Origin of the sequence: Antrihabitans stalagmiti (assembly GCF_016482825.1) — a bacterium.
In the GTDB taxonomy this organism is placed as follows: Bacteria; Actinomycetota; Actinomycetes; order Mycobacteriales; family Mycobacteriaceae; genus Antrihabitans; species Antrihabitans stalagmiti.
Window position 1 is genome coordinate 852,962 of the sequence record NZ_JAEMNV010000001.1, and the last position, 24,444, is coordinate 877,405.

A 24,444-nucleotide genomic window follows, 5' to 3' on the forward strand; every position below is an offset into this window, starting at 1 on the left:
CGGATACCGTGTTTCGTCATGGCCGCTGAACACGACGGGTCTGCGGTTTCGTCCGATACGAACGTCACGCCGTTCCGTCGACTCCCCCACGTGCGCAGCCTCATTGCCGCAGAGGTGTGCTCCGCGGTCGGCTCGACGATGGCCGTGCTCGCAGTCGCGTTCCTGTCGTACAACGATTCGAAGTCCGTCATCCACACCGTGCTCGTATCGGCTGCGTTCAGCTTGCCGACCGCATTGCTCGGCACCTTCGCCGGTCGAGTGGCCGCCAAATCGGGTCACAGTCGAATCCTGTTGCTGTGCACCCTGGTCAAGCTCGTCCTGTACGTCGTCCTTGCCGGGTTGGCCTTCGTCGACGAGTTGTCGATCCCGCTATTGCTCGCCGCCAGCGTTCTGCTCGGCGCGGTCGCGGCCTTCGACTATCCGGCATGGATGCAGTACGAACGAGACATAGTTCCGACCGATCAACTCGACCAGGCGAACGGCTCGCTGAGCGCCTACGCGAGTGGCGCGACGTTCGTGGGCGGCATCGTCGGTGGCGTGATTCTCGGGTTCACCGGACCGTGGGCTCTGCTCCTGCTCAACGCACTCAGCTACGTCGCGTTCATCGGTGTGCTGCACAACGCCCGCCCGCCCGAACGGGATACGACCCCAGCGGACCGCGTCGGAATCCGGGCGGTCGTTCGCTACGTCAAGGGCAAGCCGGCCATTGCCATCGCATTCGTGCAGACCGCACTGTTGGGGCTGTTCGTCGCGCCGATCGCGCAACTTCTTCCCGCCATCGCCGACGCGCTGTCCGGCGGCACCAACCTTGGAATCGTCACCGGTGCTGTCGCGGTCGGCGCCATCGGCCTTGCGGCCGTGGTCGGTAGGCTGCGAAAACGGTTCAGCCGGTTGACGATTCTCTACGGCACGTTCGTGACGGCGGGTCTCGTGCTCTTTCTGCTCGGGTTGTTCGGTGACGTGCTCGACGGCGCGCCGCTGTGGTTCGTCGTCTTGCTGGCGCTCGTCCCCTTCGGTCTGCTGTTCTCCCTTGCCCAGGCCGTATTGACGGCGATCGTCCAGACGCGTGTCGACCCTTCGATGGAAGGTCCGGTGTTCGCGGTTTACGCCATCATCTACACGTTGTGTGCACCTGTCGGCGGGATCTTCCTCGGTCGATTCGCCGATCAACATGACGTATGGGGCTCATTGAAGGTTGCCGGGGTCATGGTGACGATCGCGAGCATCGCGATGTTCGTCGTACGACAGCGCCGAAGCCGGGTCGAACCCGTCGCGATCCGACCCCAGAACGCCCGCTTCGGGCTTTTCGACGGCATGCTCCGCGGCCACCTGCTGAACCTCAACCACGATCGAGATCGCTAGGCGCCCATTCGGACGTCGGGTGCCCCCAATCGCGATGCGTCCGCCGTCAGATCGTCTGCCTGGTGTTGGGAATCGATCTCCGCAGCGACACGCGCACCGTAGTGCTCGAGTTCGCGAGCGATATCGGCTGCGTCCCAACCCAATACAGGGGCGATCAAGTCGGCGATCTCACGCGCGGCACCGATTCCGCGATCGGGCACCTCGATCGAGATTCTGGTTCGCCGTGTCAGCACGTCCTCGAGGTGCCGCGCTCCTTCGTGGCTAGCTGCGTAATACGCTTCCGCCCGCAGGTACTCGGGCGCGGCAGCAAGCGGTGCGCTCAATTCTGGACGTTCGGCGATCAAGGCGAGCACTTCGGACATCAACGTTCCGTATCGTCCGAGCAGATGCTCGATCGTCGACACGTGCAACCCGGTCCGCTCGGCCGTGAGTTGACGAGAGTTCCATGCGCCGAGATAGCCATCGGCGCCGACCAACGGCACCCGCTCGGTGCACGACTTCGCAACGTTGCGTTCCAGGCCATGCACAGCGGAGTCGACCGCGTCTTTCGCCATCACCCGATAGGTCGTGTACTTGCCACCGGCAATAACGGTGAGCCCGCGCACCGGGCTGGAGACGGCGTGTTCACGTGACAACTTGCTCGTCGAATCGGACTCACCTGCGAGCAACGGCCGCAGACCGGCGTAGACGCCGACAACGTCGTCACGGGTCAGCGGATCGGCAAGCAACGCGTTGGCATGCGTGAGCAGATAGTCGATATCGGTCTCGCTCGCCGCCGGATGCGCAAGGTCCAACGCCCAGTCGGTGTCGGTCGTACCGATGATCCAGTGGCTGCCCCACGGAATGATGAACAGCAGGCTCTTTTCGGTCTGGGTGATGATGCCGGTCGCGGAATTGATCCGATTGCGCGGAACCACCAGATGCACGCCCTTCGACGCGCGCACCTGGAATTGACCACGGCCACCGACCATTTCCTGAATTTCGTCCGTCCAGACGCCTGCGGCGTTGATGACCTGAGCCGCCCGAATATCGAACGTCTGCCCGGTCTCCAGGTCTGTCACCGTGGCTCCGACAACTCGGTCTTCCGAGCGTAGGAAGCCGACCACGCGAGTGCTGTTGGCGCACAACGCACCGAAGTCCGCCGCCGTCCGACTGAGCATCATCGTGTGCCGAGCGTCGTCGACCTGTCCCTCGTAGAACCGGACCGCGCCGCGGATCGCCGACCGCTTCCCGGACGGGAACGATTCCAAGGTTTTGCGCCTGCTGAGGTGCTTGTGATGGCCGGGAACGCCGCGACCGGCACCCATCGCGTCGTACACCCCGATGCCGAGCCCGACATAGGCGCGATCGACCACCTTCTGCAACGGATAGATGAAAGGCACCGGGCGGGCGAGGTGCGGACACAGCGTGTTCAGCACCAGCGAGCGCTCCCGCAAAGCCTCGAACACGAGGGCGAAGTTGAACTGCTCGAGGTACCGCAGTCCACCGTGAAAGAGTTTGCTCGACCGGCTCGACGTCCCGGACGCGTAGTCACGGGCTTCGACAAGGCCGACCTTCAAACCTCGCGTAGCGGCATCGAGCGCCGCCCCTGCACCGACCACACCGCCGCCGATGACCAGGATGTCGAGTTCCTCGGAGGCGAGCCGCCGCAGGGCAGTCGAGCGTTCGGACGGACTCAACGGTTGTGCTGTGCTCATGATTCAACGGCCCTTCGGTTCGTGCGGTCAGGATTTCGTAGATCGATCATTCGACGTCGACCCAGTCGAGCGAGCGTGTGACGGCCTTCTTCCAGCCTGCGTACGCGGCTGTGCGCTGCTCTTCGGTCCACTCGGGAGTCCATCGATGGGACTCGTTCCAGTTCTCGCGCAGTTCGTCGGTGTTCTTCCAGAAGCCGACTGCCAGGCCTGCCGCATAGGCGGCTCCGAGCGCGGTGGTCTCTGCGACGATCGGACGACTGACCGGAACACCGAGGATGTCGGCCTGCATCTGCATGCAGAGGTTGTTGGCGGTGACTCCGCCGTCGACCTTCAATACTTCGACATGGACGCCGGAGTCGGCTTCCATCGCCTCGGAGACGTCGCGACTCTGATAGCAGATCGCCTCGAGGGTCGCACGAGCGATATGAGCGTTGGAGTTGTAGCGACTCAGTCCGACGATGGCACCGCGTGCGTCACTACGCCAATAGGGTGCGAACAAGCCCGAGAACGCGGGCACGAAATAGACGCCGCCGTTGTCGTCGACTCGCCGAGCCAACGATTCGACCTCGGCAGCGCCGGCGATGATGCCCAACTGATCGCGCAACCACTGCACGGCCGATCCGGTGACCGCGATCGATCCTTCGAGCGCGTAAACCGGTGCGTCCGTGCCGAATTGATAGCAAACCGTGGTCAGCAGGCCATTTTTGCTTCGGACCAGTTCGGTACCGGTGTTGAGCAGCAGGAAGTTTCCGGTCCCGTAGGTGTTCTTCGCTTCGCCCGGTGCGAAGCAGACCTGCCCGAACATGGCTGCCTGCTGATCCCCGAGATCGCCGGTCAGCGGAATTCCGCCGTACGCCAAGGACTTCGAGGTCACTCCGTACCCCGAGGGATCCGACGACGGCCGGATCTGCGGCAACATCTGGCGCGGGATATCGAAGAAGCCGAGCAACTCGTCGTCCCAGTCGAGCGTCTCCAGGTTCATCAACATGGTTCGACTGGCATTGGTGACATCGGTGACGTGGACGCCGCCGTCCGGTCCGCCGGTGAGGTTCCACAGCAGCCACGAGTCCGTGTTGCCGAAGAGGGCGTCACCGCTGTCGGCATCCGCACGGGCGCCGGGAACGTTCTCCAAGATCCATTGGATCTTGCCGCCGGAGAAGTAGGTCGCGGGTGGCAGTCCTGCCTTCTCACGGATGACATCTCCTCGACCGTCGCGGTCGAGCGCGCTCGCGATCTTGTCGGTCCTCGTGTCCTGCCACACGATCGCGTTGTAGTACGGGCGACCGGTTTTTCGGTTCCACACGACGGTCGTCTCACGCTGGTTGGTGACACCCATCGCGGCGAGGTCGCTCGGCTGCAGCAGCGCGCTGTTGAGCGCGGTCTGCACGACCGAGGTCGACCGTTCCCAGATCTCGACGGGGTTGTGTTCGACCCAGCCCGGCCTCGGCATGATCTGCTCGTGTTCGAGTTGGTGTTTGCTCACCTCGTTCCCCGCGTGGTCGAAGATCATAAATCGTGTGCTCGTCGTACCTTGATCGATGGCACCTACGTAATCAGCCATGACTACTCCTAAAGGTCTGTGGTCTAACGGGATTGAGCGGGCTCGTCCGACTTCGACGGTTTCGGCAGGAAGCGGGCGATACCGAATTTGTACATGGCGCCACCGATCACACCACCGATGAGCGGGCCGATGATCGGAACCCAGAAATAGAAGTTCCCGTACTGGTCTCGCCACGCAGTCCCGTACCCCGTCAGGTACGACGCCAGCCGAGGCCCGAAATCGCGAGCGGGGTTGATTGCGTATCCGGCGTCCGTACCCCATGCCATTCCGATACCCACGACGACAAGCCCGATGATCAACGGGGTGAGGTTCGCGAACTCCACAGAATTGCGTGCGTCGGTGATCACGAAGATGAGAAAGACCAGGATCGCGGTACCGATGATCTGATCGCGGAGCGCGCCGAACTCACTCACCGGCAGCAAGCCGTTGCCGGGAAGTGTGGAAAACACACTCTGACTCTTGATGGTGTGTCCAGGGTCCACAAGCGCGAGAGCTTCCGAATAGTTCCATCTGACCAGCAGGGCCGCGATGAATGCGCCGGCAGTCTGCGCGGCGATGTACGGCGCCACCTTTCGCCAGGAGAACCCTTGAAACAGTGCGAGCGCAACAGTTACCGCGGGGTTGAGGTGTGCTCCGCTGACACGCGCCGCAACGTAGATGCCCAGCGTCACTCCGAATCCCCATGCCCACGCGATGCTGTCGTGATCACCGAGTCCGCCTGCGACGACCTGCGCGACGACACCGACGCCGAACAACACGAGGATCAAGGTGCCGAAGAATTCGGCCGCGACTTCACCCGCGATCGGAGGAATTCGCCTCTTCGTCGACGGCAGGTCGACATCTGTCGGGTCGACGACGGTTGCGGTCATTTGGTGCCCCCAGCCTGTGGGCTGGTGAGATGTCGATCTTTGCCGCCGATGTTGTCGGCCATGGTCTGTCCCCTTGGTTGCGAGAAACGGTCGACCCGATAGTTGTGAATCGAGTCGCGATCGCCCTGCCGGTGTGACCTGGGTCTCCAATAGGACGTGAACCGGACGTTATTGGCTCGCGGCTCACCCGCCAACCGCCCGCGTTCGGCATTGTCGAACACCGTGCCGTTCGACAATGCCGAACGATGCGAGCGGCCCATGTAGCCTGGGAAAATGCCGGGATCGGTGCAATCTGTGGAACGCGCGGCTGCCATCCTGCGCCTGTTGGCCGAAGACGCGGAGCCTGTCGCACTGAGCCGCATCGCGGAAACTCTCGGTCTCGCGAAAGGAACTGCGCACGGTCTGCTGCAGACTCTGGTGTCGGTGGGATTCGCCGAACAAGCGCCCCAATCCACGGGCTATCGCATAGCTCCTGCGCTCTTCAGACTCGGCGCGTCGCGGATCGACCTCAACGAACTTCGTTCGCGGGCAATCAACTGGACGGACGCGTTGGCAGCGCGGTCCGGCGCGGCGACCAGGGTTGTGGCGTACCGCGACGGTCGAGTGGTGACAGTCCACGACGTCTTCAGGCCGGACGGACCCGCAACGGTCACCACGGACGACTCGGAAGTCCCCCTGCACACGACCGCCCTCGGCAAGATTCTGCTCGCACACGACCCGGGTGCATACCGCAGTATCGATGCGATCAACTTGGACAGCTTGACCTTTCACACCATCACGAACAGGGTTCAGCTCGACCGCGAACTCGCGAGGGTGCGCGACGAAGGCTGGGCAACCGAGGTCGACGAATGCGAACCCGACAGGGCTGCCATTGCAGCTCCCATCCGCGACAAGGGTGGATCGGTAGTCGCCGCGGTCGGCGTCCACGGCAGACCCGAACAGATCTGTGACACCCGCGGCCGTCCGCGTCAGGTACTGATCGCCCACGTTGTTCGCGCCGGACGCTCGATCTCACGCGAACTAGGTCACGGAAGAAGCCGGTGACCCAGCGCTACGTGGCCGCGCTCGACCAGGGGACGACGTCGAGTCGTTGCATGATCTTCGACCGCCAGGGCCGCATGATCGCGATATCGCAACGCGCGCACGAACAGTTCTTCCCGCGTCCCGGGTGGGTCGAGCACGACGCCGAGCAGATTTGGCAGACGGTCCGCGCCATCCTGCCCGAGGCGATCGCCGACGCGGACATCGAGCCAAGTCAGGTCGTCGGGATCGGACTCACCAACCAGCGCGAGACAACCGTCCTGTGGGACAGACACACGGGGCGACCGGTGCACCGCGCCATCGTGTGGCAGGACACACGCACCGCAGACATTGTGAACACGATCGCAGCAGAGACCGACGTCGCCGACCTGACCGCACGCACCGGCCTGCCGTTGTCGACCTACTTCTCGGGTCCGCGATTGCGCTGGTTGTTCGAGAACGACCCCAGCCTTCGACCGCGAGCAGAACGTGGCGACATCCTGTTCGGAACCATCGACACCTGGTTGCTGTGGAACCTCACGGGTGGGGTGAACGGGGGTGTGCATGCCACCGACGCGACCAATGCAAGTCGCACGATGCTCATGAACGTGGCGACCCTCGACTGGGACGACGAACTGCTGGCAACCTTCGACGTTCCTCGAAAGATGCTGCCTCGGATACGGTCCACCGTCGCGAGGTTCGGCACCACGAAGGACCCGGTGAACGGCATCGCCATCACGGCCATGATCGGCGACCAGCAAGCTGCGCTGTTCGGACAGACCGCATTCGACGCCGGTGCCGCGAAATGCACTTTCGGCACAGGCAGCTTCTTGCTCCTCAACACGGGCACCAAGGCCGTGCGCTCGAACAACGGACTGATCACGACGGTCGCGTACGCCATCGAAGGCGAGCCACCGGTGTATGCGCTCGAAGGTTCGGTCGCTATCGCAGGGGCACTTGTCGATTGGTGTCGCACGACGCTCGGACTCATTCGAACCTCGCCCGAGATCGAGACGGTCGCACGCACCGTCACCGACAACGGCGGCTGCTACATCGTGCCTGCGTTCTCGGGGCTGCTGTCACCCCATTGGGACAACGCCGCACAGGGGTTGGTCGTCGGCCTGACCGGCTACACGAGCAGAGGGCATATCGCGCGAGCGATCCTCGAAGCAACTGCCTTCCAAACGTGCGATGTCGTAGGTGCCATGAACTCGGATGCAGGCTTGGATGTTCGATCGCTCGCGGTCGACGGCGGCATGACCTCGAACAACCTGCTGATGCAGACGGTGTCGGATCTGCTCGACATTCCGGTACTGCGGCCGATGATGAGCGAGACGGTGGCACTGGGGGCCGCCTATGCGGCCGGACTCGGCGCTGGATACTGGCCGGACAAGGCGGTGCTTCGACAGAACTGGCAACTCGCCGCGGAGTGGCGTCCGACCATGTCCGCCGAGCGTCGGGCCACCGAGTTGGGACGCTGGCGCCGAGCGATCCGCCTGGCAAGCGAGTGGGGAATCCCACCCTCTGGCGAATCACCTACAGCGACGTTTACGTGACAGTCAGGCCTCGATTTTGTAACGTGGGCGGATCGTCCTTCCAAAAGAGAAAGCAGTGAGTCGGTAAATTGTCTGGTGGCCATCGCACGAATACGCCTGCTCGGACGCCTCCCGTCCTGGGCAACAAGGTCGTTTCGCGAGGCTTCGCAGCCGCCGTTATCGGCCTTGCCGTTGCAGCACTCGTTTCAGCAGGCGTTTGGGTTGCCAATGGCCAACCTCGATCATCCGAGCCGAGGACCGCGCTTCCGGCACCCGAACTCCTTGCTGTCGTCACGCCCGACGTGCCGCAACGTCTGGTGTGGATAACACCGCCGCCACCGTCGGCGCTACCCGTCGCCGCCGCTGTCGTCGGCCGCCCACCCTGTGAGACGACGCTGGCGGGCGCGCAGCCCCACGTAGCTCAGGTCGGCAACTTTCTGAGGACGGTATTCGGGATCTCCGACATCGGTGGCGCGAACGGCCGTGGTGGCAGTGGCGATCACGGTTCGGGACTTGCTCTGGACCTCATGATGTCCGACCCGGCGCTCGGCGACGCAGTCGCGAACTACGTGCTGGCGAACCAGGACGCCTTCAACGTCACCTACGTGATCTGGCAGCAGCGCTACAACGACGGCGGCGGCTGGTCGATGATGGAAGACCGCGGCAGTGCGACGGCGAACCACTACGACCACGTGCACGTCTCGTTCGCATCGGCCGCGGACATCAGCCTCACCTGCTGAGCGCTACCCCAATTCGAGGCTCGTAACGCCGAACACGTTGGCATAGTCGACGTCCGGTAGCGGCCCTGTGTACATCCGCGCAGTCTCGAAGGTCGGCTGCATGCCCGCTTCGGTGGCAACTGCGACCGCTGACCGGGTTCGATCCGGGATGTCGATTGCGATCGCCTCGACACCTGTTCCGGTAGCCAACGCCGAGAGCAGCGCAGCGGCAATGTCGGGCGACTCCGCATACAGCGGACCGACGCGTGCGGCCGCTCGAGACTCCCGCAGGACCCCGAAGCCGACAAGACTGCCGTCACGTACCGCTACCAGCGCAGCGCGCTCCGGGAGGGAGATCCAGGCCGCCAGAAAACTGTCGCGCGGTTCGGGAAAATGGCGCCGGTCGTACGCGGCGAGACGATCGAACGGCACAGAACGCGCGTCGACCAGGTCGACACCAGCTGGCGGGTCCGCAGGGCTCGGCCGACCTTCGTAGCGAATGTTGTTCCAGGCGTGGCGGAATCCCGACTTGCGATAGTTCTCCTGCTCGGCGACCACACCGTCCAACCCGACGTTTCGCCCGGCAAGTCGCGCCATCCCTGCGCGCCAGGTCTGGATGCCGTAACCCTGGCCACGCACCGTCGGCCTCGCAATGTAGAAGCCGAGAAAGCCGAGGCCGGCGCCGTATCGCACGACCGACATGCACGTCACCGGTTCGTCGTCCAGACGGCCGATCAGAAACGCGCCAGGATCGGTAGCGAAGAAAGCCTGAATGTCGGTGTTGCCCGGATTCCACCCCTCGTCGGCCGCCCAGTCCGCCATGTGGCGGACGTCGTCTGCGCTGCCGACACCGATCTCGAAACTCATGACGCCAACCCTATGAAAGTCGACAGGATTCGGTGGGTGAGGCCCCAGATGATCAAGGAGTCGTCCGGCGGTGGAGCGCCGGTTCGAAACTCCCATCCTGGCCACGGACCCACAATGCGGACGGGATGCCGAACCTGCGCACGGCGGTCGGACAGCAACGACAGAGGTACCCAGTGCGCGGCCGCCACCTCGGACGGATCAGGCGTCAGTGGTACTGCTTCGTCGACGACGAAGACGAGCGGTGACACAACACCTTTGAACATCCGACCACCGATGTCGTCGAGTCTGCCGACCGCCTCGCCGATCGTCACACCGACTTCTTCGAAGGTCTCACGCCGAGCGGTCGCTGCAATGTCGCCGTCGGCGGGGTCGGTCCGACCGCCCGGCAGCGCCGCATGCCCGGACCACGGATCGCCGCGGCGAGTCGACCGACGGATGACGATGAACTGCGGCTCCGGATCGACCGCAAGGACGAGTGCGGTCGCCGCATGCCAGTCGGCCTGGGGTTGCAGTTGCGGACGGTGTTCCGCGACGCGGCGCAGCGCTAGTTCGAGGTCCACGTTGGCACCCTACGACAGGTCTACCGGGGCCAACCCGTGTATGCCTCGGCGAGGTAGGTCGAGCCCGCGTCGGACTCGACGATCGAGCGCAGTTCGCCGAGCTGTCGCGCCACGTCGAAGTCGCTGGCGCCGTCGACACGGTGCAGCATCGTGGTCATCCAGTAAGAGAAGTGCTGCGCCTTCCAGACCCGGTCGAGGGCACGTGCCGTGTAGCCGTCGAGGGCATCCACATCGTTCTTCAGGATCGCGAGTTCCAAGGTCTCCGCGAGCACGCGCACGTCGGCGAGAGCAAGGTTGAGACCCTTGGCGCCTGTCGGCGGGACGGTGTGCGCGGCGTCGCCGGCCAGCAACAGATTTCCGTAGCGCATCGGTTCCTGCACGAAGCTGCGGAACGGCAACACGGTCTTCTCGAGGATCGGGCCCTCGACGAGCTGGAAGCCGTCCTCCCCCGCCAGTCTGGTTTGCAGTTGGTCCCAGATCTGCTCGTCGGACCAGCGATCGACGTCATCGGTTGCGTCGCACTGAAAATACATTCGCTGCACCGTGTCCGTGCGCTGGCTGATCAGAGCGAAACCTTCATCGGAGCGCGCATAGACGAGTTCCTCGGCGCTACGCGGCGCCTGCGCGAGAATTCCGAACCACGCGAACGGATACTCGCGAAAGTACTGTCGCCGCAGTGCTTCCGGAACCTCGCGTCGACAAATGCTCCGCGAGCCGTCCGCGCCGACGAGGTAATCGCATCGAATCTCGTGACGAGTCCCGTCCTCGTCGGTGAAGCGAATTCCCGGCGTCGATCCGGTGACATCGACGACGTGGGTGTCGGTCACTCCGAAACGGACATCGCCGCCATCACGAGCCCGTGCGTCCGCCAGGTCGATGAACACATCCGTTTGTGGATACAACCAGGTCGACGCACCAACCAGTGACTGAAAGTCGATACGGTGACTGATTCCGCCGAATCGAAGATCGATGCCCTTGTGTTCATGTCCCTCGACGAGGACCCGATCGGACACCCCGGTATCCACCAGCAGTCGCACGCTGTCACGCTCGAGAATGCCGGCTCGATGGGTGTGCTCGATCTCGGTTCGGGTTCGGGCATCGATCGCGATGGATCCGATGCCGGAAAGGGCGAGCAGGTGCGACAGCATCAACCCGGCCGGACCTGCGCCGACGATACCGACCGTTGTGCGGGTGATTGGCTGTTGATCCATGACGGATGTTCCTAGAGTTCGATGGTTCAGGACTGGTTGTCGTTACCGAGAACGGTTGCAGCCAAGGAGAATCCGTGGTTCGCCGCCGGAACGCCGCAGTAGATCGCGGACTGCAGAATGATCTCGCCGATCTCGTCGTGGGTGAGTCCGTTACGCACGGCGGCCGCGAGATGTAGTTCGAACTCCGACCAATGACCCCGCGCGATCAATGCGGTGAGGGTGATCGCGCTGCGCATCCGCCGATCCAGACCGGGACGTGTCCAGACCTCACCCCACGCGTACCGAGTGATGAACGACTGAAAGTCGGTGGTGAAATCGGTCTTTCGTGCCTCGGCCCGATCGACGTGGGCGGCACCGAGTACCTCCCGACGGGTCGCCATACCGGCGTCGTAGCGATCTTCGTCGTTCATTTCCTACCCTCTCCGGGGATGCGGTCGAACCGGTCGAGTATTCGGTCGGCGAACTCCACGCTCGACCCGAGATAGGTTGCCGGGTCGCGGTCTTCGCTGCCACGTTCGGCAAGCAACGCTTCGGCGGCCGCGGTTGCGCGCTGTGCCATCACGTCGAGGTGGACCTCTAGACCGGCGATCAGCTCCCGCGCCTGGCTGCTTGCTGTGACGGTGAGTTCGAGCAGCGTGCGCAGGGCATTCCACTCCGAATGCCAGGCGCCGTCGGGTCGTTCGTCGACGGCCTGGGCTGCCGCGAGGTGTAGCTGAGCACCGAGGAGTGGCGCTTGCAGTGCCGCATTGCGGACGAGAACACCGAGGACCGGGTTGCGCTTGTGTGGCATCGTCGACGATCCGCCACGTCCGACGACGACGCCTTCGCTCAGTTCACCGATTTCCGGGCGACCCAATTGTACTGTGTCGCTTGCGATCACACCTAGTGCGTCACAGGTGGTCACCAAGCAGTGCCCGATATCGGTGATCGGCGTGCGAGTCGTGTGCCAGGGTGCTCCGGGATCCCGCAGTTCGAGTGCGTCGGCGAAGGCGCGGGCCAGAATCAACGGCGACTCGGTCAATTCGCCTGCAAGAGACAAGGTTCCGGCCGCTCCCCCACATTGCGCTGGCAAACGATCGGCGCTGTTCCGGACGAGCTCCAGCGCGCCGAGCACCCCCGCCAACCAGTGAGCTGCTTTGAGCCCGAACGTGATCGGCACCGCGTACTGGGTCAAGGTCCGCCCGGCCATGATCGTATTGCTGTGCGCACGAACGAGACTTGCGAGATCCCTCGCCAAGGTGCATAGGTTGTCGCGGATTCGAGCCAACGCCGCTCGGGCGAGCAGCATCAGCGCTGTATCCAATACGTCTTGGCTTGTGAGGCCCCGGTGTACGAGCGCAGCAGCCGCCGGATCGGGCACCGCGGCGCGTAGACCTGCGACCAGTGCCACGACCGGGTTGCCAGCGGCCTCGGCGTCGACGACGAGTTGGTCGATGGCGGGTCGCCACTGTTCGGCGGTGACGGCCACGAGTTCTGCCTGCTGTCGGCTCGCGACACCAACTTTTGCGAGAGCGTCGAACCACGCCACCTCGACGTCGAGCATTGCAGCGACGAGCGCGTGATCGTCGACCAACCCGGCGGCGCGATGGCTTCCTGGGTGCAGCAGGTCCATGTCAGTGCTCGTGACCGGAGAAGGTGAGGAACACGGTTTCCTTCGGTCCCTGCAGGTGGATGTCGAAGCGCAGGTTGCCGTCGTCGGTGCGCGTTGCAATGAGCCCCGACCGGCGTTCGTCATCGAGACCGGCCAGTAAGGGATCGGCGGCTAAAGGGTCGTCGTGGCCCGGCACGTACACCCGGGTGAAGAGACGGTCGAGAAGGCCACGAGCGAACACGACGACGGCGAAGAACGGCGCCTGCCCCGCACTTGTCGGTCCTGGCTCGACAGTGCTGAACGAGTAGTCGCCCGCGGCATCGACAGCAGCCCGACCCCATCCGGTGAACCTGCCGTCGCGCCGCAGCGAACCGGGCACCGTCGGCACCACACCATCGGCATCGGCCTGGCGAATCTCGATCAGCGCATCCGGCACCGGAGTGCCGTCGCCGTCGAACACGGTGCCGTACAACTGGATCGCCGCAGGGTCGGCCGGCGACACAAGTTCGTGCCCGCGCTCGTACGGCAACGCATACCCGAAGAAGGGCCCGATGGTCTGCCCTGGCGTCGCGTTCACAACTCGTCCCTTTCCATCGGAGTCGAATGGCTACCGGTCAGCACGATGTCCCACCGGTAGCCGAGTAGCCATTCGTGCTCGGACAGTTCGTGGTCGTAGGTCGCGACCAGTCGGTCACGTGCGCTCTGCTCGGTGATCGCCTGATAGATCGGGTCGAGTCCGAACAGCGGATCACCCGGGAAGTACATCTGCGTGATCATTCGTTGCGTGAATTCGCTACCGAACAAGGAGAAATGGATGTGCGCCGGACGCCACGCGTTGGTGTGATTGCGCCACGGATACGCACCCGGCTTGATGGTGGTGAACGCGTAGTTGCCGTCGCTGTCGGTGAGGCAGCGCCCGACACCGGTGAAGTTCGGATCCACCGGCGCCGCATGTTGGTCACGTTTGTGGATGTAACGGCCTGCGGCATTTGCCTGCCAGATCTCGACGAGTTGGTGTCGCACCGGTCGACCGTCGCCGTCGATCACCCTGCCCTGCAATCGGATTCGCTCCCCGATCGGCTCGCCGCCGTGGGTGACGGTGAGGTCGGCTTCCAGCGGATCGATGTCGGCCTGCCCGAATACCGGTGCGACGAGTTCGACGCCCTCGGGATCGGCGTGCAGCAACTCTTTGGTCGGGTGGCGCAGCAGCGAACTTCGGTACGGCGCGAAGTCGATCCGCGGTTGCGGCCCGCCGGCGTGCGAATTCTGAAGTCGGGCAATCTCGTCGGAGATGTCACGCTGCGACGACAGCACCGGCATCCGGCTGGCAGGAGGAGCGCTCATGTCGAAGACGGTATCGATGTGGCTGCCGTCACGTCGAGCGTAGAATTTCACTGAGTGAAATCCGAGGAGGGTGCAGATGGCCGGCAACACCGGGCGACCAGGCGCAAGCGTCATCTCGCGGGCGCTTGCGCTGTTGTCGGCATTCGACCAACACCACCGCAGCTTGACCCTCACCGATCTCGCCGAGCGTGCCGAACTCCCGACTGCGACGGCATACCGCCAGGTCAACGAGTTGGTCGACGGCGGCGCACTGATCCGAAACAGTAACGGCGAGTACATGATCGGACGGATGATCTGGAACCTCGGCCTCCTTGCGCCCGTACAAACCGGGCTCCGCGAGGTTGCGTCGCCGTTTCTACACGACATCTATGCGGCCACCCGTGCAACCGTTCACCTTGCGGTGCGTGAAGGCGACCGCGTCCTCTACGTCGACCGCCTGTCGGGGCACGCGTCCGTCCCGGTCGTCAGCAAGGTCGGGTCCACACTGCCGATGCATTGCACCGGCGTAGGCAAGGTGTTGCTCGCGTATGCACCGGCCGACGTCCACGCCCGCGCTATGGCGGCATTGACGAGGGTCACGCCGTTCACGATCACCCAGCCGGTGCGGTTGAACGAACAGCTGAGCCGAATCCGCCGCGACGGCTATGCAACGACGATCGAAGAAATGACCCTCGGCGCGTGCTCGGTCGCGGTACCCATCACCGGCGGCATCGGCGGCGAGCCGAAGGTCATCGCTGCCCTCGGCATCGTTGTGCCTAGTCTCAAACGGGACCGGCCTCGCCTCACTGCCGCACTGCACGTTGCTGCACAGGGCATTTCGCGCAGTATGCCGGCTACGTGATTCGGGCAGGGACTGTCGCCAGCGCAACGACAGCGAGTAGCGCGGCAAGCGCGAAGCCGTAGAAGCCCCACGGGTAGGCGATCCCGGCGGTCACCATCGCACCGCCGATGGACGGCCCGACGATCGCTCCCACACGCCCGACTCCGGCAGCCATCCCCAGCGCGGTACCCCTGATCTGAGCTGGGTAGAGATGGCCGACGAAGGCGTAGACGAGCACCTGCGCGCTGAACACGAAAATTCCCGTCAGCAACACGGCCGCGTACACCAGCAGCGAGCTGTTCATCTTGATCGAAAGCAATGCGAGGAACACTGCCGCAAGTCCGAACCAGGCAAGCACGGTCGGCTTGTTGCCACGCGAGTCGGAGATGGCACCGGCAATGAGCAGGCCGATCACTGCGCCGACATTCAGCACGAGCAGCAGTCCGGTGCCCGCACGAATCGAGTAGCCTGCCTCGCCCATGATCTTCGGCAGCCAGGTGTTGAGTCCGTAGACGAGCAGCAGACCCATAAACGACGCCAACCACAGACCGATACTGACTCGCAGGTACACGCCCTTCACAACGTCGCGACTGCGGCTCACCGCCTGCGTTCCCGCAGGTGCGGACTTGGCCGCAAGGTAGGACTCGGATTCGGGGAGTTTCGCCCACATGATCGGCAGGGTCAGCAGACCCGCGACTCCGCCGATCACGAACATCGCCTCCCAGCCGTATGCCTCGATGACCCAGAGGCCGAGTAGCGCCGTCAGGACCGCGCCGACGTGATAGCCGGTCATCATTCGAGTCACTGCAGACCCGCCACGACCCGGACGCGCGAACTCCGTCATAAACGCGAGAGCGGTCGGCAGACATGCGCCGAGTCCCAGACCGGCGAGGAATCGCAGAGCGGTGAACGTTTCGACATTCGGTGCGAACGCAATCGCGATGGTCAGCACCGAGAAGGCCGCGATGCTGCTGATCAGGCTTGTTCGGCGACCGAATCGGTCGGCGAGTGGTCCGATGGTCACCGCCCCGATGCCGACGCCGATCAGTCCGACGGTCGATGCAACGGTCAGCGACGAGTCGGTGAAGCCGAGCGCGCCGGATTTCGAGAGTGTCGGGATGACGGCACCGAGAACGACCAGATCGAAGCCGTCCAACGCTACGGCGATCCAGCACAGCAGCGTCGGCCACATTGTCGAATCCGTTCGACCCGATTTCGCCGTACCTGTTTTGGGCAACTGGAGAGATGACATGGTCTAGACCGTGACAGGGACCACACCTTGCGGACCAGCGATCGATTTCACTGAGTGAAATCATGGCTCCGACCTAGTTGGATGGCTTCGGCACGTCTACTTCCCAGCGGGCACGTCGTTCGTCGTCGGATTGCTCCCACCACGGCGTACCCCGTTCGCCGAGAGCAACTTTCGTGGCCTGCACACCTGCGCGCGCCTCCGGCGCACCGTCCGTTCGTTTCACTTCTCGTCGCCACGCCATCAGGATCGAGCGCAACTCCGCATTGCGATCGTCCGGAATTGCCGGATCCGTCGCGCGCCAGCGCCGACCATTGACGACGATGTAGCGACCGTCCTCGGTGTGCTCGACGTCGGTGGCCATACCTTGCAGCCTGTCACAGCACGGCGCCTCCGCGACCTCCCGACGCTTTACAGCAGGCCAGCGATCTTGCATACTTCTGGACATCCGTCCAGTAGTGGCGGCGGCCACACTTGTCGAGCCGCTGCGAATCCGAAAGACATCAAACACCGTTATGACGACTCCCCCGCGCCCGCCGAAACAGGTCGCACAGATCGCGCCCGAGGCCTATCGCGTTCCCAAGCCTCCGGCGTGGATTCGTGTGGCCCGACCGATCGCAGCGGCACTGACCACACTCCCAACGCCGCTGCGGCGTTTGATCGGTGGCAGACAGATCGAGGTCGACGGACAAGCTCTGCATCCCGAGATTCAGACTGTTGTCAGGTTGCTCAATGCCGTCCCCGGACCGGACTTCACAGGCAAGTCGCTTGCGGACGGTCGGGCTACCCTCGACCTCGAGTCCTCCATCTTCGGCGGCGAACCGCTACCGGCCGATCTCGAGACAATCGCAATACCCACGGCCGAAGGTTCGATCAACGCTCGTCTCTACCGGCCGCCAGGCACCCGACCCGCAGGCCTCGTCGTGTTCTTTCACGGCGGCGGCTGGGTACTCGGCAGTCTCGACAGCCACGACACCACCTGCTCGTTTCTAGCGAACAAAGCCGGCGTCTGCGTCATGTCCGTCGACTACCGCCTGGCCCCTGAGCATCGATTTCCCGCCGGCGTCGACGATGCCGTCGCAGCATTCAGGTTCGCAGTCGAACACGCCGCCGATCTCGGCATCGATCCCGCCGCAATCGCGGTGGCGGGCGACAGCGCAGGCGGCAACCTGTCGGCCGTCGTCGCGCAAGTCACCGCAACAACCGGCGAACAGCAACCCGCGCTCCAGGTGCTCATCGTCCCCGTCACAGATTTGTCGGCCAAACGCCAGTCGTACCAATACTTTCGGGACGGCTTCTTCCTCACCGAAGCACACATGGATTGGTACAGGGAGCACTACCTGACCGACGCGGATCAGGCCCTCGACCCCCGCGTCTCACCTTTGCTTGCCGACGACGTCAGCGGAGTGCCGCCCGCCTATATCGCGGTCGCCGGCTTCGACCCGCTTCGCGACGAGGGCATCGCCTACGCTCGCAAACTCGAAGACGCAGGTGTCCCAACGACTCTGCGCGTACAGGCGGAACTCATCCACCCATTCACCGCAGCATTGCTGAGTGCGGCGTGCCGAGCGGCGACCGAGGAAATCGCGGTAGCAATACGCGCCGGACTTGCTCATGCCGCAGTGCCGGGCTCGGTGAAACGACGCTCGACGCGCTAGAGTTCGAAGTCTCGGGATGTCAGTTCGATACGAGGAGTGCCCGTGGTCGATATCACGCCACCAATCGAAGCAATACTCGCGTGGGTACGAAGGATGTTCGCCATCTGACGTCGCTCGTCGGCCGTCATCCCTTCGGGAACGTCGGATACTCGATTCCGGATAGGTATTGCACGGTCCGCACGACCTGGCACGAGTAGCCGAATTCGTTGTCGTACCAGACGTAGAGGATCGCGCTGTCGCCGTCGACGATCGCGGCGTTGGCGTCGATGATGCACGCTGCCCTCGATCCGATGAAGTCGCTGGACACCGCGTCGGTCGCAGCGGTGTAGTCGAGGTTGCGGCTCAGTGGACCCGACAGCGATGCCTGTCGAAGGTTCTCCAGCACTTCCTGTTTCGTGGTTTCGCGCTTCAGTTGCAAACTCAGGATCGCCACCGAGACATCGGGCGTCGGTACTCGAATCGAGTTGCCGGTTATCTTCGCCTTCAGGTCCGGGAGCGCTTTGGCGACGGCGGAGGCCGCACCCGTCTCGGTGAGCACCAGGTTGAACGGTGCAGACCGGCCACGGCGATCCGCACTGTGAAAGTTGTCCAGCAGGTTCTGGTCGTTGGTGAACGAGTGCACGGTCTCGACGTGACCGCGGGTAATACCGAACGCGTCTTCCATCGCCTTGAGCGGCGGAACGATGGCGTTGGTCGTGCAGGATGCGCACGAGAAGATCTGCTGCTCGAGATCTAGCGTCCGGTGGTTGACTCCGTGCACGATGTTCGGGACGTCGCCCTTGCCTGGCGCGGTCAGCAGTACCTTGGCGATGCCGGGACGCAGGTGTTTGGACAGCCCCTCGCGGTCGCGCCACTTGCCGGTGTTGTCGATGAGGATCGCATCGTCGATGCCGTATTCGGTGTAGTCGACGCTCGCGGGGTCGTCGCTGTAGATGAATTTGATGACGTTGCCGTTGGCGACGAGCACGTTGTTGTCTACGTCGACCTTGATCGTGCCGTTGAAGTGCCCGTGGATCGAGTCGCGCCGCAGCAACGACGCGCGTTTCGCCAGGTCACCTTCGCCACCCTTGCGGATGACGACAGCTCGCAGGTTCAACCCGTTGCCCGACCCGGCTTTTTCGATGAGCAGGCGGGCGACCAGCCGACCGATACGACCGAAGCCATAGAGGACCACGTCCCGCGGACCCTGCGGTTCGCTCTTGTTGTCGCCTGTGACCTCGTCGAGCGCAACGGCTGTGAAGTCGGGAACCGACAATCCACGCCCGTCGGCGCGATATGCCATCACCAGCAGACCGAGGTCGATTTTCGATGGTCCGAGGTCGAGGGCAGCGAGCGCCTGCAGGAACGGAAAAGTCTCGTCGACCGACAACTCCTCGCCACCGACCTGGCGCGCGAAGCGGTGGGTTCGGAGGATGCTGATAACCGACTTGTTCACCAGAGACCGACTGTGCAGCAGGATCGTCACACCCTTGGTGCGGTGCAGAGCACCGATGACTGGAATCATCGCCTCCGCGATTGCTTCCTGCTCGTTCCAACGGGTCAATTCTGGGGAGGTCAACCAAACATCCTTGGGGTCGAATTCGGGGCTACTGAAGATACGAGGATATCGGAGTGAGCTGTAGTCGATAGTGTGTGTTTGCTCTCGGATTCCGAGCGGCAACGCACACTTTCTCGGGGTCACTCCCAGGCAGCCCCGACGATGTCTCGGAAACGCGCTGCGGGAGCAGACAATTGCCGATCGGCACGCCAGGTGAGACCGATCGTGCGTCGTGCACCATCGGCGCTGATTCGGATACCTATCGTCCCCGACGCACCGGCGGTCGGCTCGGGAACGATCGCGACGCCGAGCCCTGCCGCTACCAGACCTTCGATCGTCGCAAGGTCCTGACTCTCGAAAGAAACATCGGGGACGACGCCTGCATCGCCGAGGAGCGCATCGACGTGGCTGCGGAAGCCGAAACCCAGCGGCGTCATGACGAACTGATCACGGGCAACCTCGTTGAGTCGCAGCGCCTTTCGTGTCGCGAAGCGGTGCCCCGGCGGAACGATCAGTACCAATCGATCCTCTTGCAGGGCGTGCCAGCCGAAGTCCCCCGGTGGCCTTCCCGATGTGATCGCCAGGTCGACTGCCCCCGAATCCAGATCGAGCAGAATATGGTGCCCCGGTTCCTGTCGCAGCACGACCCGAATTCGGGGCGCTTCGTCCCGAACCGTACGCAGCACCGCCGGAACCACCGACGTGGCAATCGAATCCAGGAACGCAAGCCGAGCGACGCCGGTATCGGGATCCAGAACGGTCTCGAGGTCACGGAGCAACTGCTCGTATCGTGCGGTGACATCGCGCGCCGCCGCGACGACGATCTCCCCCACCGGCGTGATGTGGATGCCGTCCGTCGACCGCTCGAATACTCGAGTGCCCAGCTCGGTCTCCATCCGAGCGAGCGCGCGCGAGAGCGTCGGTTGGCTCGTTTCCAGAATGGCCGCGGTGTCGGTGACGTGGCCGTACTCAGCAAGGGCTACGAGCCAGTCGAGATCGCGAATGAACACGGTCCGATCATACGTCTGACGTATCGACATCAGCAGTCATGCGCATTGGACGTATGACGACTGCAAGCGGACCGTCGACGTGTGACTGCGATCATGCGAGCGGAGACCGGCGAGGGCTACCTACCCGGCACAGCCGACTATCGCCGAGTGATGGCGTCGCTGTTCGTGGCAGGCGTTGCAACCTTTGCCCTGCTCTACAGCACGCAGGCAATCCTGCCCACACTCAGCGCGGAGTTCGGAGTCTCCTCCACCGCAGCCACGCTCACCGTCTCACTGACCACTTTGGGCCTCGGCGTCGCGCTGCTGATCACCGGTCCGCTGTCCGACATCGTGGGCCGCACCCGACTTATTCAGCTGTCGCTCACTGCGTCCGCGCTGATCGGTACCGCAGGCGCGCTTGCACCCAATTGGTCGACTCTGCTCACCTTGCGGCTTGTGGAAGGCGTTGCACTGGCCGGACTTCCGGCTGTCGCGACGGCCTACCTTCGTGAGGAACTGCACCCGTCGACCCATGCGCGCGCCGCCGGGCTCTATATCGGCGGCACTGCGTTCGGCGGGATGGTCGGCCGGCTGCTGACAGGCTCGGTCGCCGATGTAGCGGGCTGGCGCTGGGCGCTCGCCGCGACCGGCATCCTTGCTGTGGTGTGCGCTCTTGTGGTGCGCGCGTTGCTGCCGCAGTCCCGTCGGTTCGTCTCGACCGGCTCGGGCACGCGGACTGCACTGCGTTCGACGCTGCGGGCAGCGTCGGACCCCGCGCTAGTGCTGCTGTACCTCATCGGGTGCGCTTCGTCGGGCGCCCTGGTTGCCGTATTCAACGTGCTCGGCTTCCGTTTGTCCGGTGCGCCTTTCGATCTCGGACCGAGCGCGGCGAGCCTGGTGTTCCTCGTCTACCCACTCGGCTCGCTGAGCGCGATGTTGTTCGGACGCATTGCCGACAGCATCGGTCGCCATGCCGTTCTCCCTCTCGGCGTCGCCCTCGCGGTGGCCGGAATACTTGTGACCGGTCCAGCCACGTTGCCTGCCATCGTGGTCGGGCTCGGTCTGTTGACCGCCGGCTTCTTCGCGGTTCACGGCATCGCGAGCGGCTGGGTTCCTGCCCGCGCGCACGCCGCGGGAATCCCCACCGGGCAGGCGGCGTCGCTGTATCTGTTTATGTACTACCTCGGCTCGTCCGTCTTCGGGAGCCTCGGCGGCAACGCCTGGAGTGCCGACGGGTGGCCGGGCGTCATGATGCTGTCGCTCGCGCTGTTCCTGGTGACCGCACTGTGCGCACTCGCCATGCGAAAGCGCCGAACCTAATCGGCGGGGTGTTGTTGTGTCGGTGTGCCACCGATGAGGTCGTCCCAATGTCTCCGCACGGGCGCCCACCTGTGATCGAAGGCCGCGGCTCGCTGCCGAGCGCGCGCGAGCTTCGTCGTCGAGTAACGCCACCGCGCCCATGGCGACGTCGGCCGTGCCAGCCTGACCGCAGCGATCCAGGTGATCGGCGAAACGAACATCCCGAGCAGTGCAGTCGGATATTTGCCTTTCAGCGCGGTCACCGCAACAAGGACGAAGTTGACCGACAGCGCGGCCATGACGCCGATGCGTGCAGCTACGTCGGCATCGGCAAGACCCTTCACGTCGACGGGCGACAGTCCGAACACCGCAAACCCGATGCACGCCGCCGCGAGGGTGACCATGTTCACCGACAGCTGGCCTTCTTGTGACCAGTACACGTCCTGCAGTCGAAAGATCATCGCGAACTCGTCGAGCACAAGTGACGAACCCATGCCGACAAGGACGGCCGCGAGGTAGGTCCAACCGGACAGCGGCGGCGCGCCGACTGCTGCGAAGCCGCCGACAATCAGCAGGATCACCCCTGGCGTGGAGTGGTGCATGTGCACGCCACCGCTACTGAGGTTGTGAAACGGTCCCTTCCCCGCGCGGATCATTCGGGTGATCGTGCGGGTGGCAAGGAAGGTGACGACGAATACGACGAAACCGACGAGCAACGGCCCCTTGTGTCCGTCGACAACGTCGCTGTGCCACCAATTCTGCAACCACTCCATGACGGCGATGATAGGCAGCGCAGTCAGCGCGGCTCTGTCGCGGATTCACCCGACCATCGCCGGTAGGCGTCGACCGCGCTCGGCAGCGTCATAAAGATGCGCTCTTCACCGATCTTGTCGATCATTCCCGCCGCAGCCAGCGAGTTGCGAAGGTCCTGTTTCACGCGCGCGAGCCCGAAAACGATGCCACGATCGACGAGTTCGGTTCGCAACTGATCCAATGCGTCCAAAGCGGTGAGATCGACTTCGACGTTGGCCTCCACATTGGCGACGAACCACCGTGCGGGGTCGGGAGATTCGTCGACCGCCTGTAGCGCGCGACGACGGAAGTTGTCCGCGTTGGCAAAGAACAGCGGGGCGTCGTAGCGGTAGATGACCAGGCCGGGTATCGCCGCCGCATTCGGGTAGTCGTCGATATCGTGCATACCGCTGATGCCCGGCACGTAGCCGAGAATGCCGTCGTGCGGTCGAGCAACACGGCGCAGGAGGTCCAGGATCGACAGTGCAACAGCGACCGCGACGCCGTACAGGACGTCGAAGGTCAGCACCGCGCACGTGGTGAGTAATGCCAACAGCAGTTCGCTGAGGCGAAAATGCGCGATACGACGAAACTCTGCGATGTCGATCAGGCGCGTCGCGGCGTACATGACAAGGGCGCCGAGGGCGGCGCTCGGAAAGATTGCCAGCACACCACGGGCTGTGAAGATTGCGAGCAGCACGGTCACCAACGCAACGAGCGAGTACAACTGCGTCCTGCTTCCGAGCGTGACACCGATCGCCGTTCGAGATCCGCTGCTGCTCACCGGAAAACCCTGCAACAGACCGGCCGCGACGTTGCCTGCACCCAGTGCGCTCAGTTCGACATTGGGATCGATCTCGTCGCCGGTGCGTGCTGCAAAAGCACGAGCAGTCAATACATTGTCCGAAAACGCAACTATTGCGATACCGACGGCGGGCAGCAGCAAGACCTTGAGATCGTCGAACGGCACCCCGTCGAGGCCCGGTACCGGGAGACCACCCGGGATCTCACCGACGACCCGAATCCCGCTCTCCTGCAGTGAAAACAGTGCCGTGATTCCAGTCGCCGCCAGAATTCCGATCAATGGTCCGGGTAGCTTCGGCGACAATTTCGCCAGTCCGAACAGGCTGGCAAGTACGCCGGCTGCGAGCGCAACGGTGGGCCAGTGCACCCGATCGAGTTGAGTGAAGAAGGACTCCAGCTCAGCTCCGAACGACCTTCCCTGCACAGGGATTCCGGTGACTTTGCCTATCTGGCTGGAGATCATCATGCAGGCAATACCGGCCATGTAACCGACGAGGACTGGCTTCGACAGCAAGTCGGCGAGCAGACCCAACCGAGCCAATCTGGCAACCAGACAGATCACACCGACCAAGACGGCGAGAACCGCTGCGAGTGCTGCGTATCGATCCGGATCGGCAGCGGCGATCGGACCGAGAACAACAGCGGTCATCAACGCCGTCGTCGACTCGGGACCGACCGACAACTGCCGCGACGACCCGAGGACGGCGTACAGCACGATCGGCCCGAGCGTTGCCCACAATCCGACCACCGGCGGCAGACCAGCGACCGTCGCGTACGCCATCACCTGCGGAATCAGATAGGCGGCGACCGTGACGCCTGCGACGATGTCGCCGCGCAACCAACTGCGTTGATAACCCTGGAACTGCGCAAAGCCTGGTGCCGCCCGCTGCCATTGCATATCGGCAGGATCCCCTACTACGACCCGTTCCGCTATGACCCCGACGATTCGGGCAGGTTGTT

Annotated in this window: 23 protein-coding genes; 7 read left to right on the forward strand and 16 right to left on the reverse strand. The window is 63.8% G+C overall.

From position 1 onward, the window contains the following. The first annotated feature begins 18 nt into the window (after positions 1-18). Positions 19-1,362: an MFS transporter gene (locus JGU71_RS04025; RefSeq protein ID WP_199702422.1), complete on the forward strand. Its 1,344-nt coding sequence runs from the start codon at positions 19-21 to the stop codon at positions 1,360-1,362. Here the strand turns inward: JGU71_RS04025 and JGU71_RS04030 are convergent. From JGU71_RS04030 to JGU71_RS04040, 3 genes are read right to left on the reverse strand one after another with little or no spacing between them, the layout of a single operon-like run. Beyond that, positions 1,359-3,059: a glycerol-3-phosphate dehydrogenase/oxidase gene (locus JGU71_RS04030; protein ID WP_199702424.1), complete on the reverse strand. Its 1,701-nt coding sequence runs from the start codon at positions 3,057-3,059 to the stop codon at positions 1,359-1,361. The genes JGU71_RS04025 and JGU71_RS04030 overlap by 4 nt on opposite strands. Positions 3,060-3,105: 46 nt before the next feature. Next, positions 3,106-4,620 carry a glycerol kinase GlpK gene (gene glpK / locus JGU71_RS04035; RefSeq protein WP_199702426.1) on the reverse strand — a complete coding sequence of 505 codons (1,515 nt, stop codon included), beginning with the start codon at positions 4,618-4,620 and terminating at the stop codon, positions 3,106-3,108. A 23-nt stretch (positions 4,621-4,643) separates the two neighbouring features. Then, positions 4,644-5,489 carry an MIP/aquaporin family protein gene (locus JGU71_RS04040; protein WP_199702428.1) on the reverse strand — a complete coding sequence of 282 codons (846 nt, stop codon included), beginning with the start codon at positions 5,487-5,489 and terminating at the stop codon, positions 4,644-4,646. Positions 5,490-5,762: 273 nt separating this feature from the next. Between JGU71_RS04040 and JGU71_RS04045 the strand changes: the two genes are divergently transcribed. The 3 genes from JGU71_RS04045 (at position 5,763) to JGU71_RS30345 (ending at position 8,784) form a co-directional block, all read left to right on the forward strand. Then, positions 5,763-6,533 carry an IclR family transcriptional regulator gene (locus JGU71_RS04045; protein ID WP_199702431.1) on the forward strand — a complete coding sequence of 257 codons (771 nt, stop codon included), beginning with the start codon at positions 5,763-5,765 and terminating at the stop codon, positions 6,531-6,533. Continuing rightward, the gene (glpK, locus tag JGU71_RS04050) at positions 6,530-8,065 is read left to right on the forward strand and encodes a glycerol kinase GlpK (protein ID WP_199702447.1); all 1,536 of its coding nucleotides are present in this window, start codon (positions 6,530-6,532) and stop codon (positions 8,063-8,065) included. Before JGU71_RS04045 ends, glpK (JGU71_RS04050) begins: the two co-directional genes overlap by 4 nt. A gap of 116 nt (positions 8,066-8,181) precedes the next feature. Continuing rightward, entirely contained in the window at positions 8,182-8,784 is a 603-nt protein-coding gene (locus JGU71_RS30345; RefSeq protein WP_372433098.1) for a VldE C-terminal domain-containing protein, read from the forward strand. A gap of 3 nt (positions 8,785-8,787) precedes the next feature. Here the strand turns inward: JGU71_RS30345 and JGU71_RS04060 are convergent, their stop codons facing one another. From JGU71_RS04060 to pcaH, 7 genes are read right to left on the reverse strand one after another with little or no spacing between them, the layout of a single operon-like run. Then, complete coding sequence (locus JGU71_RS04060) at positions 8,788-9,630, reverse strand: GNAT family N-acetyltransferase (RefSeq protein WP_199702450.1); 843 nt, start codon at positions 9,628-9,630, stop codon at positions 8,788-8,790. After that, complete coding sequence (locus JGU71_RS04065) at positions 9,627-10,190, reverse strand: NUDIX hydrolase (protein WP_199702453.1); 564 nt, start codon at positions 10,188-10,190, stop codon at positions 9,627-9,629. Before JGU71_RS04065 ends, JGU71_RS04060 begins: the two co-directional genes overlap by 4 nt. A gap of 20 nt (positions 10,191-10,210) precedes the next feature. Beyond that, on the reverse strand, positions 10,211-11,401 hold the full coding sequence (locus JGU71_RS04070) for a 4-hydroxybenzoate 3-monooxygenase (protein WP_199702456.1): 1,191 nt from the start codon (positions 11,399-11,401) through the stop codon (positions 10,211-10,213). A 26-nt stretch (positions 11,402-11,427) separates the two neighbouring features. Then, positions 11,428-11,811 carry a 4-carboxymuconolactone decarboxylase gene (pcaC, locus tag JGU71_RS04075; RefSeq protein WP_199702459.1) on the reverse strand — a complete coding sequence of 128 codons (384 nt, stop codon included), beginning with the start codon at positions 11,809-11,811 and terminating at the stop codon, positions 11,428-11,430. Continuing rightward, on the reverse strand, positions 11,808-13,013 hold the full coding sequence (locus tag JGU71_RS04080) for a lyase family protein (RefSeq protein WP_199702462.1): 1,206 nt from the start codon (positions 13,011-13,013) through the stop codon (positions 11,808-11,810). The genes pcaC and JGU71_RS04080 overlap by 4 nt, the downstream gene beginning before the upstream one ends. Position 13,014: 1 nt before the next feature. After that, positions 13,015-13,569 carry a protocatechuate 3,4-dioxygenase subunit alpha gene (pcaG, locus tag JGU71_RS04085; protein WP_199702465.1) on the reverse strand — a complete coding sequence of 185 codons (555 nt, stop codon included), beginning with the start codon at positions 13,567-13,569 and terminating at the stop codon, positions 13,015-13,017. Then, on the reverse strand, positions 13,566-14,336 hold the full coding sequence (pcaH, locus tag JGU71_RS04090) for a protocatechuate 3,4-dioxygenase subunit beta (RefSeq protein ID WP_199702468.1): 771 nt from the start codon (positions 14,334-14,336) through the stop codon (positions 13,566-13,568). Before pcaH ends, pcaG begins: the two co-directional genes overlap by 4 nt. A gap of 76 nt (positions 14,337-14,412) precedes the next feature. Between pcaH and JGU71_RS04095 the strand changes: the two genes are divergently transcribed. Further along, positions 14,413-15,177: an IclR family transcriptional regulator gene (locus tag JGU71_RS04095; RefSeq protein ID WP_199702471.1), complete on the forward strand. Its 765-nt coding sequence runs from the start codon at positions 14,413-14,415 to the stop codon at positions 15,175-15,177. Here JGU71_RS04095 and JGU71_RS04100 read toward each other — a convergent pair. Together JGU71_RS04100 and JGU71_RS04105 are read right to left on the reverse strand one after the other, a co-directional pair. Beyond that, the gene (locus JGU71_RS04100) at positions 15,170-16,408 is read right to left on the reverse strand and encodes an MFS transporter (protein ID WP_199702474.1); all 1,239 of its coding nucleotides are present in this window, start codon (positions 16,406-16,408) and stop codon (positions 15,170-15,172) included. The genes JGU71_RS04095 and JGU71_RS04100 overlap by 8 nt on opposite strands. A gap of 73 nt (positions 16,409-16,481) precedes the next feature. Further along, positions 16,482-16,769 (reverse strand): hypothetical protein, encoded by a 288-nt coding sequence (locus tag JGU71_RS04105; protein ID WP_199702477.1) that lies wholly within the window; start codon positions 16,767-16,769, stop codon positions 16,482-16,484. Between the two features lie 151 nt (positions 16,770-16,920). Between JGU71_RS04105 and JGU71_RS04110 the strand changes: the two genes are divergently transcribed. After that, the gene (locus JGU71_RS04110; RefSeq protein ID WP_199702480.1) at positions 16,921-18,063 is read left to right on the forward strand and encodes an alpha/beta hydrolase; all 1,143 of its coding nucleotides are present in this window, start codon (positions 16,921-16,923) and stop codon (positions 18,061-18,063) included. Positions 18,064-18,187: 124 nt separating this feature from the next. Here the strand turns inward: JGU71_RS04110 and JGU71_RS04115 are convergent, their stop codons facing one another. Beyond that, entirely contained in the window at positions 18,188-19,567 is a 1,380-nt protein-coding gene (locus JGU71_RS04115; RefSeq protein ID WP_372433100.1) for a glyceraldehyde-3-phosphate dehydrogenase, read from the reverse strand. Positions 19,568-19,740: 173 nt separating this feature from the next. Next, positions 19,741-20,610 carry a LysR family transcriptional regulator gene (locus JGU71_RS04120; RefSeq protein ID WP_199702486.1) on the reverse strand — a complete coding sequence of 290 codons (870 nt, stop codon included), beginning with the start codon at positions 20,608-20,610 and terminating at the stop codon, positions 19,741-19,743. Positions 20,611-20,691: 81 nt separating this feature from the next. Here JGU71_RS04120 and JGU71_RS04125 point away from each other — a divergent pair, with 81 nt between their 5' ends. Continuing rightward, positions 20,692-21,909: an MFS transporter gene (locus JGU71_RS04125; protein ID WP_199702489.1), complete on the forward strand. Its 1,218-nt coding sequence runs from the start codon at positions 20,692-20,694 to the stop codon at positions 21,907-21,909. On the opposite strand, the gene JGU71_RS04130 is transcribed toward JGU71_RS04125, so the two are convergent. After that, complete coding sequence (locus tag JGU71_RS04130; RefSeq protein WP_199702491.1) at positions 21,906-22,661, reverse strand: hypothetical protein; 756 nt, start codon at positions 22,659-22,661, stop codon at positions 21,906-21,908. The genes JGU71_RS04125 and JGU71_RS04130 overlap by 4 nt on opposite strands. Before the next feature lie 23 nt (positions 22,662-22,684). Beyond that, the gene (locus JGU71_RS04135) at positions 22,685-24,382 is read right to left on the reverse strand and encodes a SulP family inorganic anion transporter (RefSeq protein ID WP_199702494.1); all 1,698 of its coding nucleotides are present in this window, start codon (positions 24,380-24,382) and stop codon (positions 22,685-22,687) included. Between the last annotated feature and the right edge of the window lie 62 nt (positions 24,383-24,444).

Coding starts and splice junctions, on each gene's coding strand:
- glpK (WP_199702426.1), bottom strand. CDS start 4,620: ATGGCTGATTACGTAGGTGCCATCGATCAAGGTACGACGAGCACACGA.
- JGU71_RS04100 (WP_199702474.1), bottom strand. CDS start 16,408: ATGTCATCTCTCCAGTTGCCCAAAACAGGTACGGCGAAATCGGGTCGA.
- JGU71_RS04025 (WP_199702422.1), top strand. CDS start 19: ATGGCCGCTGAACACGACGGGTCTGCGGTTTCGTCCGATACGAACGTC.
- JGU71_RS04045 (WP_199702431.1), top strand. CDS start 5,763: ATGCCGGGATCGGTGCAATCTGTGGAACGCGCGGCTGCCATCCTGCGC.
- JGU71_RS04040 (WP_199702428.1), bottom strand. CDS start 5,489: ATGACCGCAACCGTCGTCGACCCGACAGATGTCGACCTGCCGTCGACG.
- JGU71_RS04080 (WP_199702462.1), bottom strand. CDS start 13,013: ATGGACCTGCTGCACCCAGGAAGCCATCGCGCCGCCGGGTTGGTCGAC.
- JGU71_RS04115 (WP_372433100.1), bottom strand. CDS start 19,567: ATGATTCCAGTCATCGGTGCTCTGCACCGCACCAAGGGTGTGACGATC.
- JGU71_RS04130 (WP_199702491.1), bottom strand. CDS start 22,661: ATGGAGTGGTTGCAGAATTGGTGGCACAGCGACGTTGTCGACGGACAC.
- pcaH (WP_199702468.1), bottom strand. CDS start 14,336: ATGAGCGCTCCTCCTGCCAGCCGGATGCCGGTGCTGTCGTCGCAGCGT.
- JGU71_RS04030 (WP_199702424.1), bottom strand. CDS start 3,059: ATGAGCACAGCACAACCGTTGAGTCCGTCCGAACGCTCGACTGCCCTG.
- pcaC (WP_199702459.1), bottom strand. CDS start 11,811: ATGAACGACGAAGATCGCTACGACGCCGGTATGGCGACCCGTCGGGAG.
- JGU71_RS04110 (WP_199702480.1), top strand. CDS start 16,921: ATGACGACTCCCCCGCGCCCGCCGAAACAGGTCGCACAGATCGCGCCC.
- JGU71_RS04060 (WP_199702450.1), bottom strand. CDS start 9,630: ATGAGTTTCGAGATCGGTGTCGGCAGCGCAGACGACGTCCGCCACATG.
- JGU71_RS04105 (WP_199702477.1), bottom strand. CDS start 16,769: ATGGCCACCGACGTCGAGCACACCGAGGACGGTCGCTACATCGTCGTC.
- JGU71_RS04135 (WP_199702494.1), bottom strand. CDS start 24,382: ATGCAATGGCAGCGGGCGGCACCAGGCTTTGCGCAGTTCCAGGGTTAT.
- JGU71_RS04070 (WP_199702456.1), bottom strand. CDS start 11,401: ATGGATCAACAGCCAATCACCCGCACAACGGTCGGTATCGTCGGCGCA.
- JGU71_RS04095 (WP_199702471.1), top strand. CDS start 14,413: ATGGCCGGCAACACCGGGCGACCAGGCGCAAGCGTCATCTCGCGGGCG.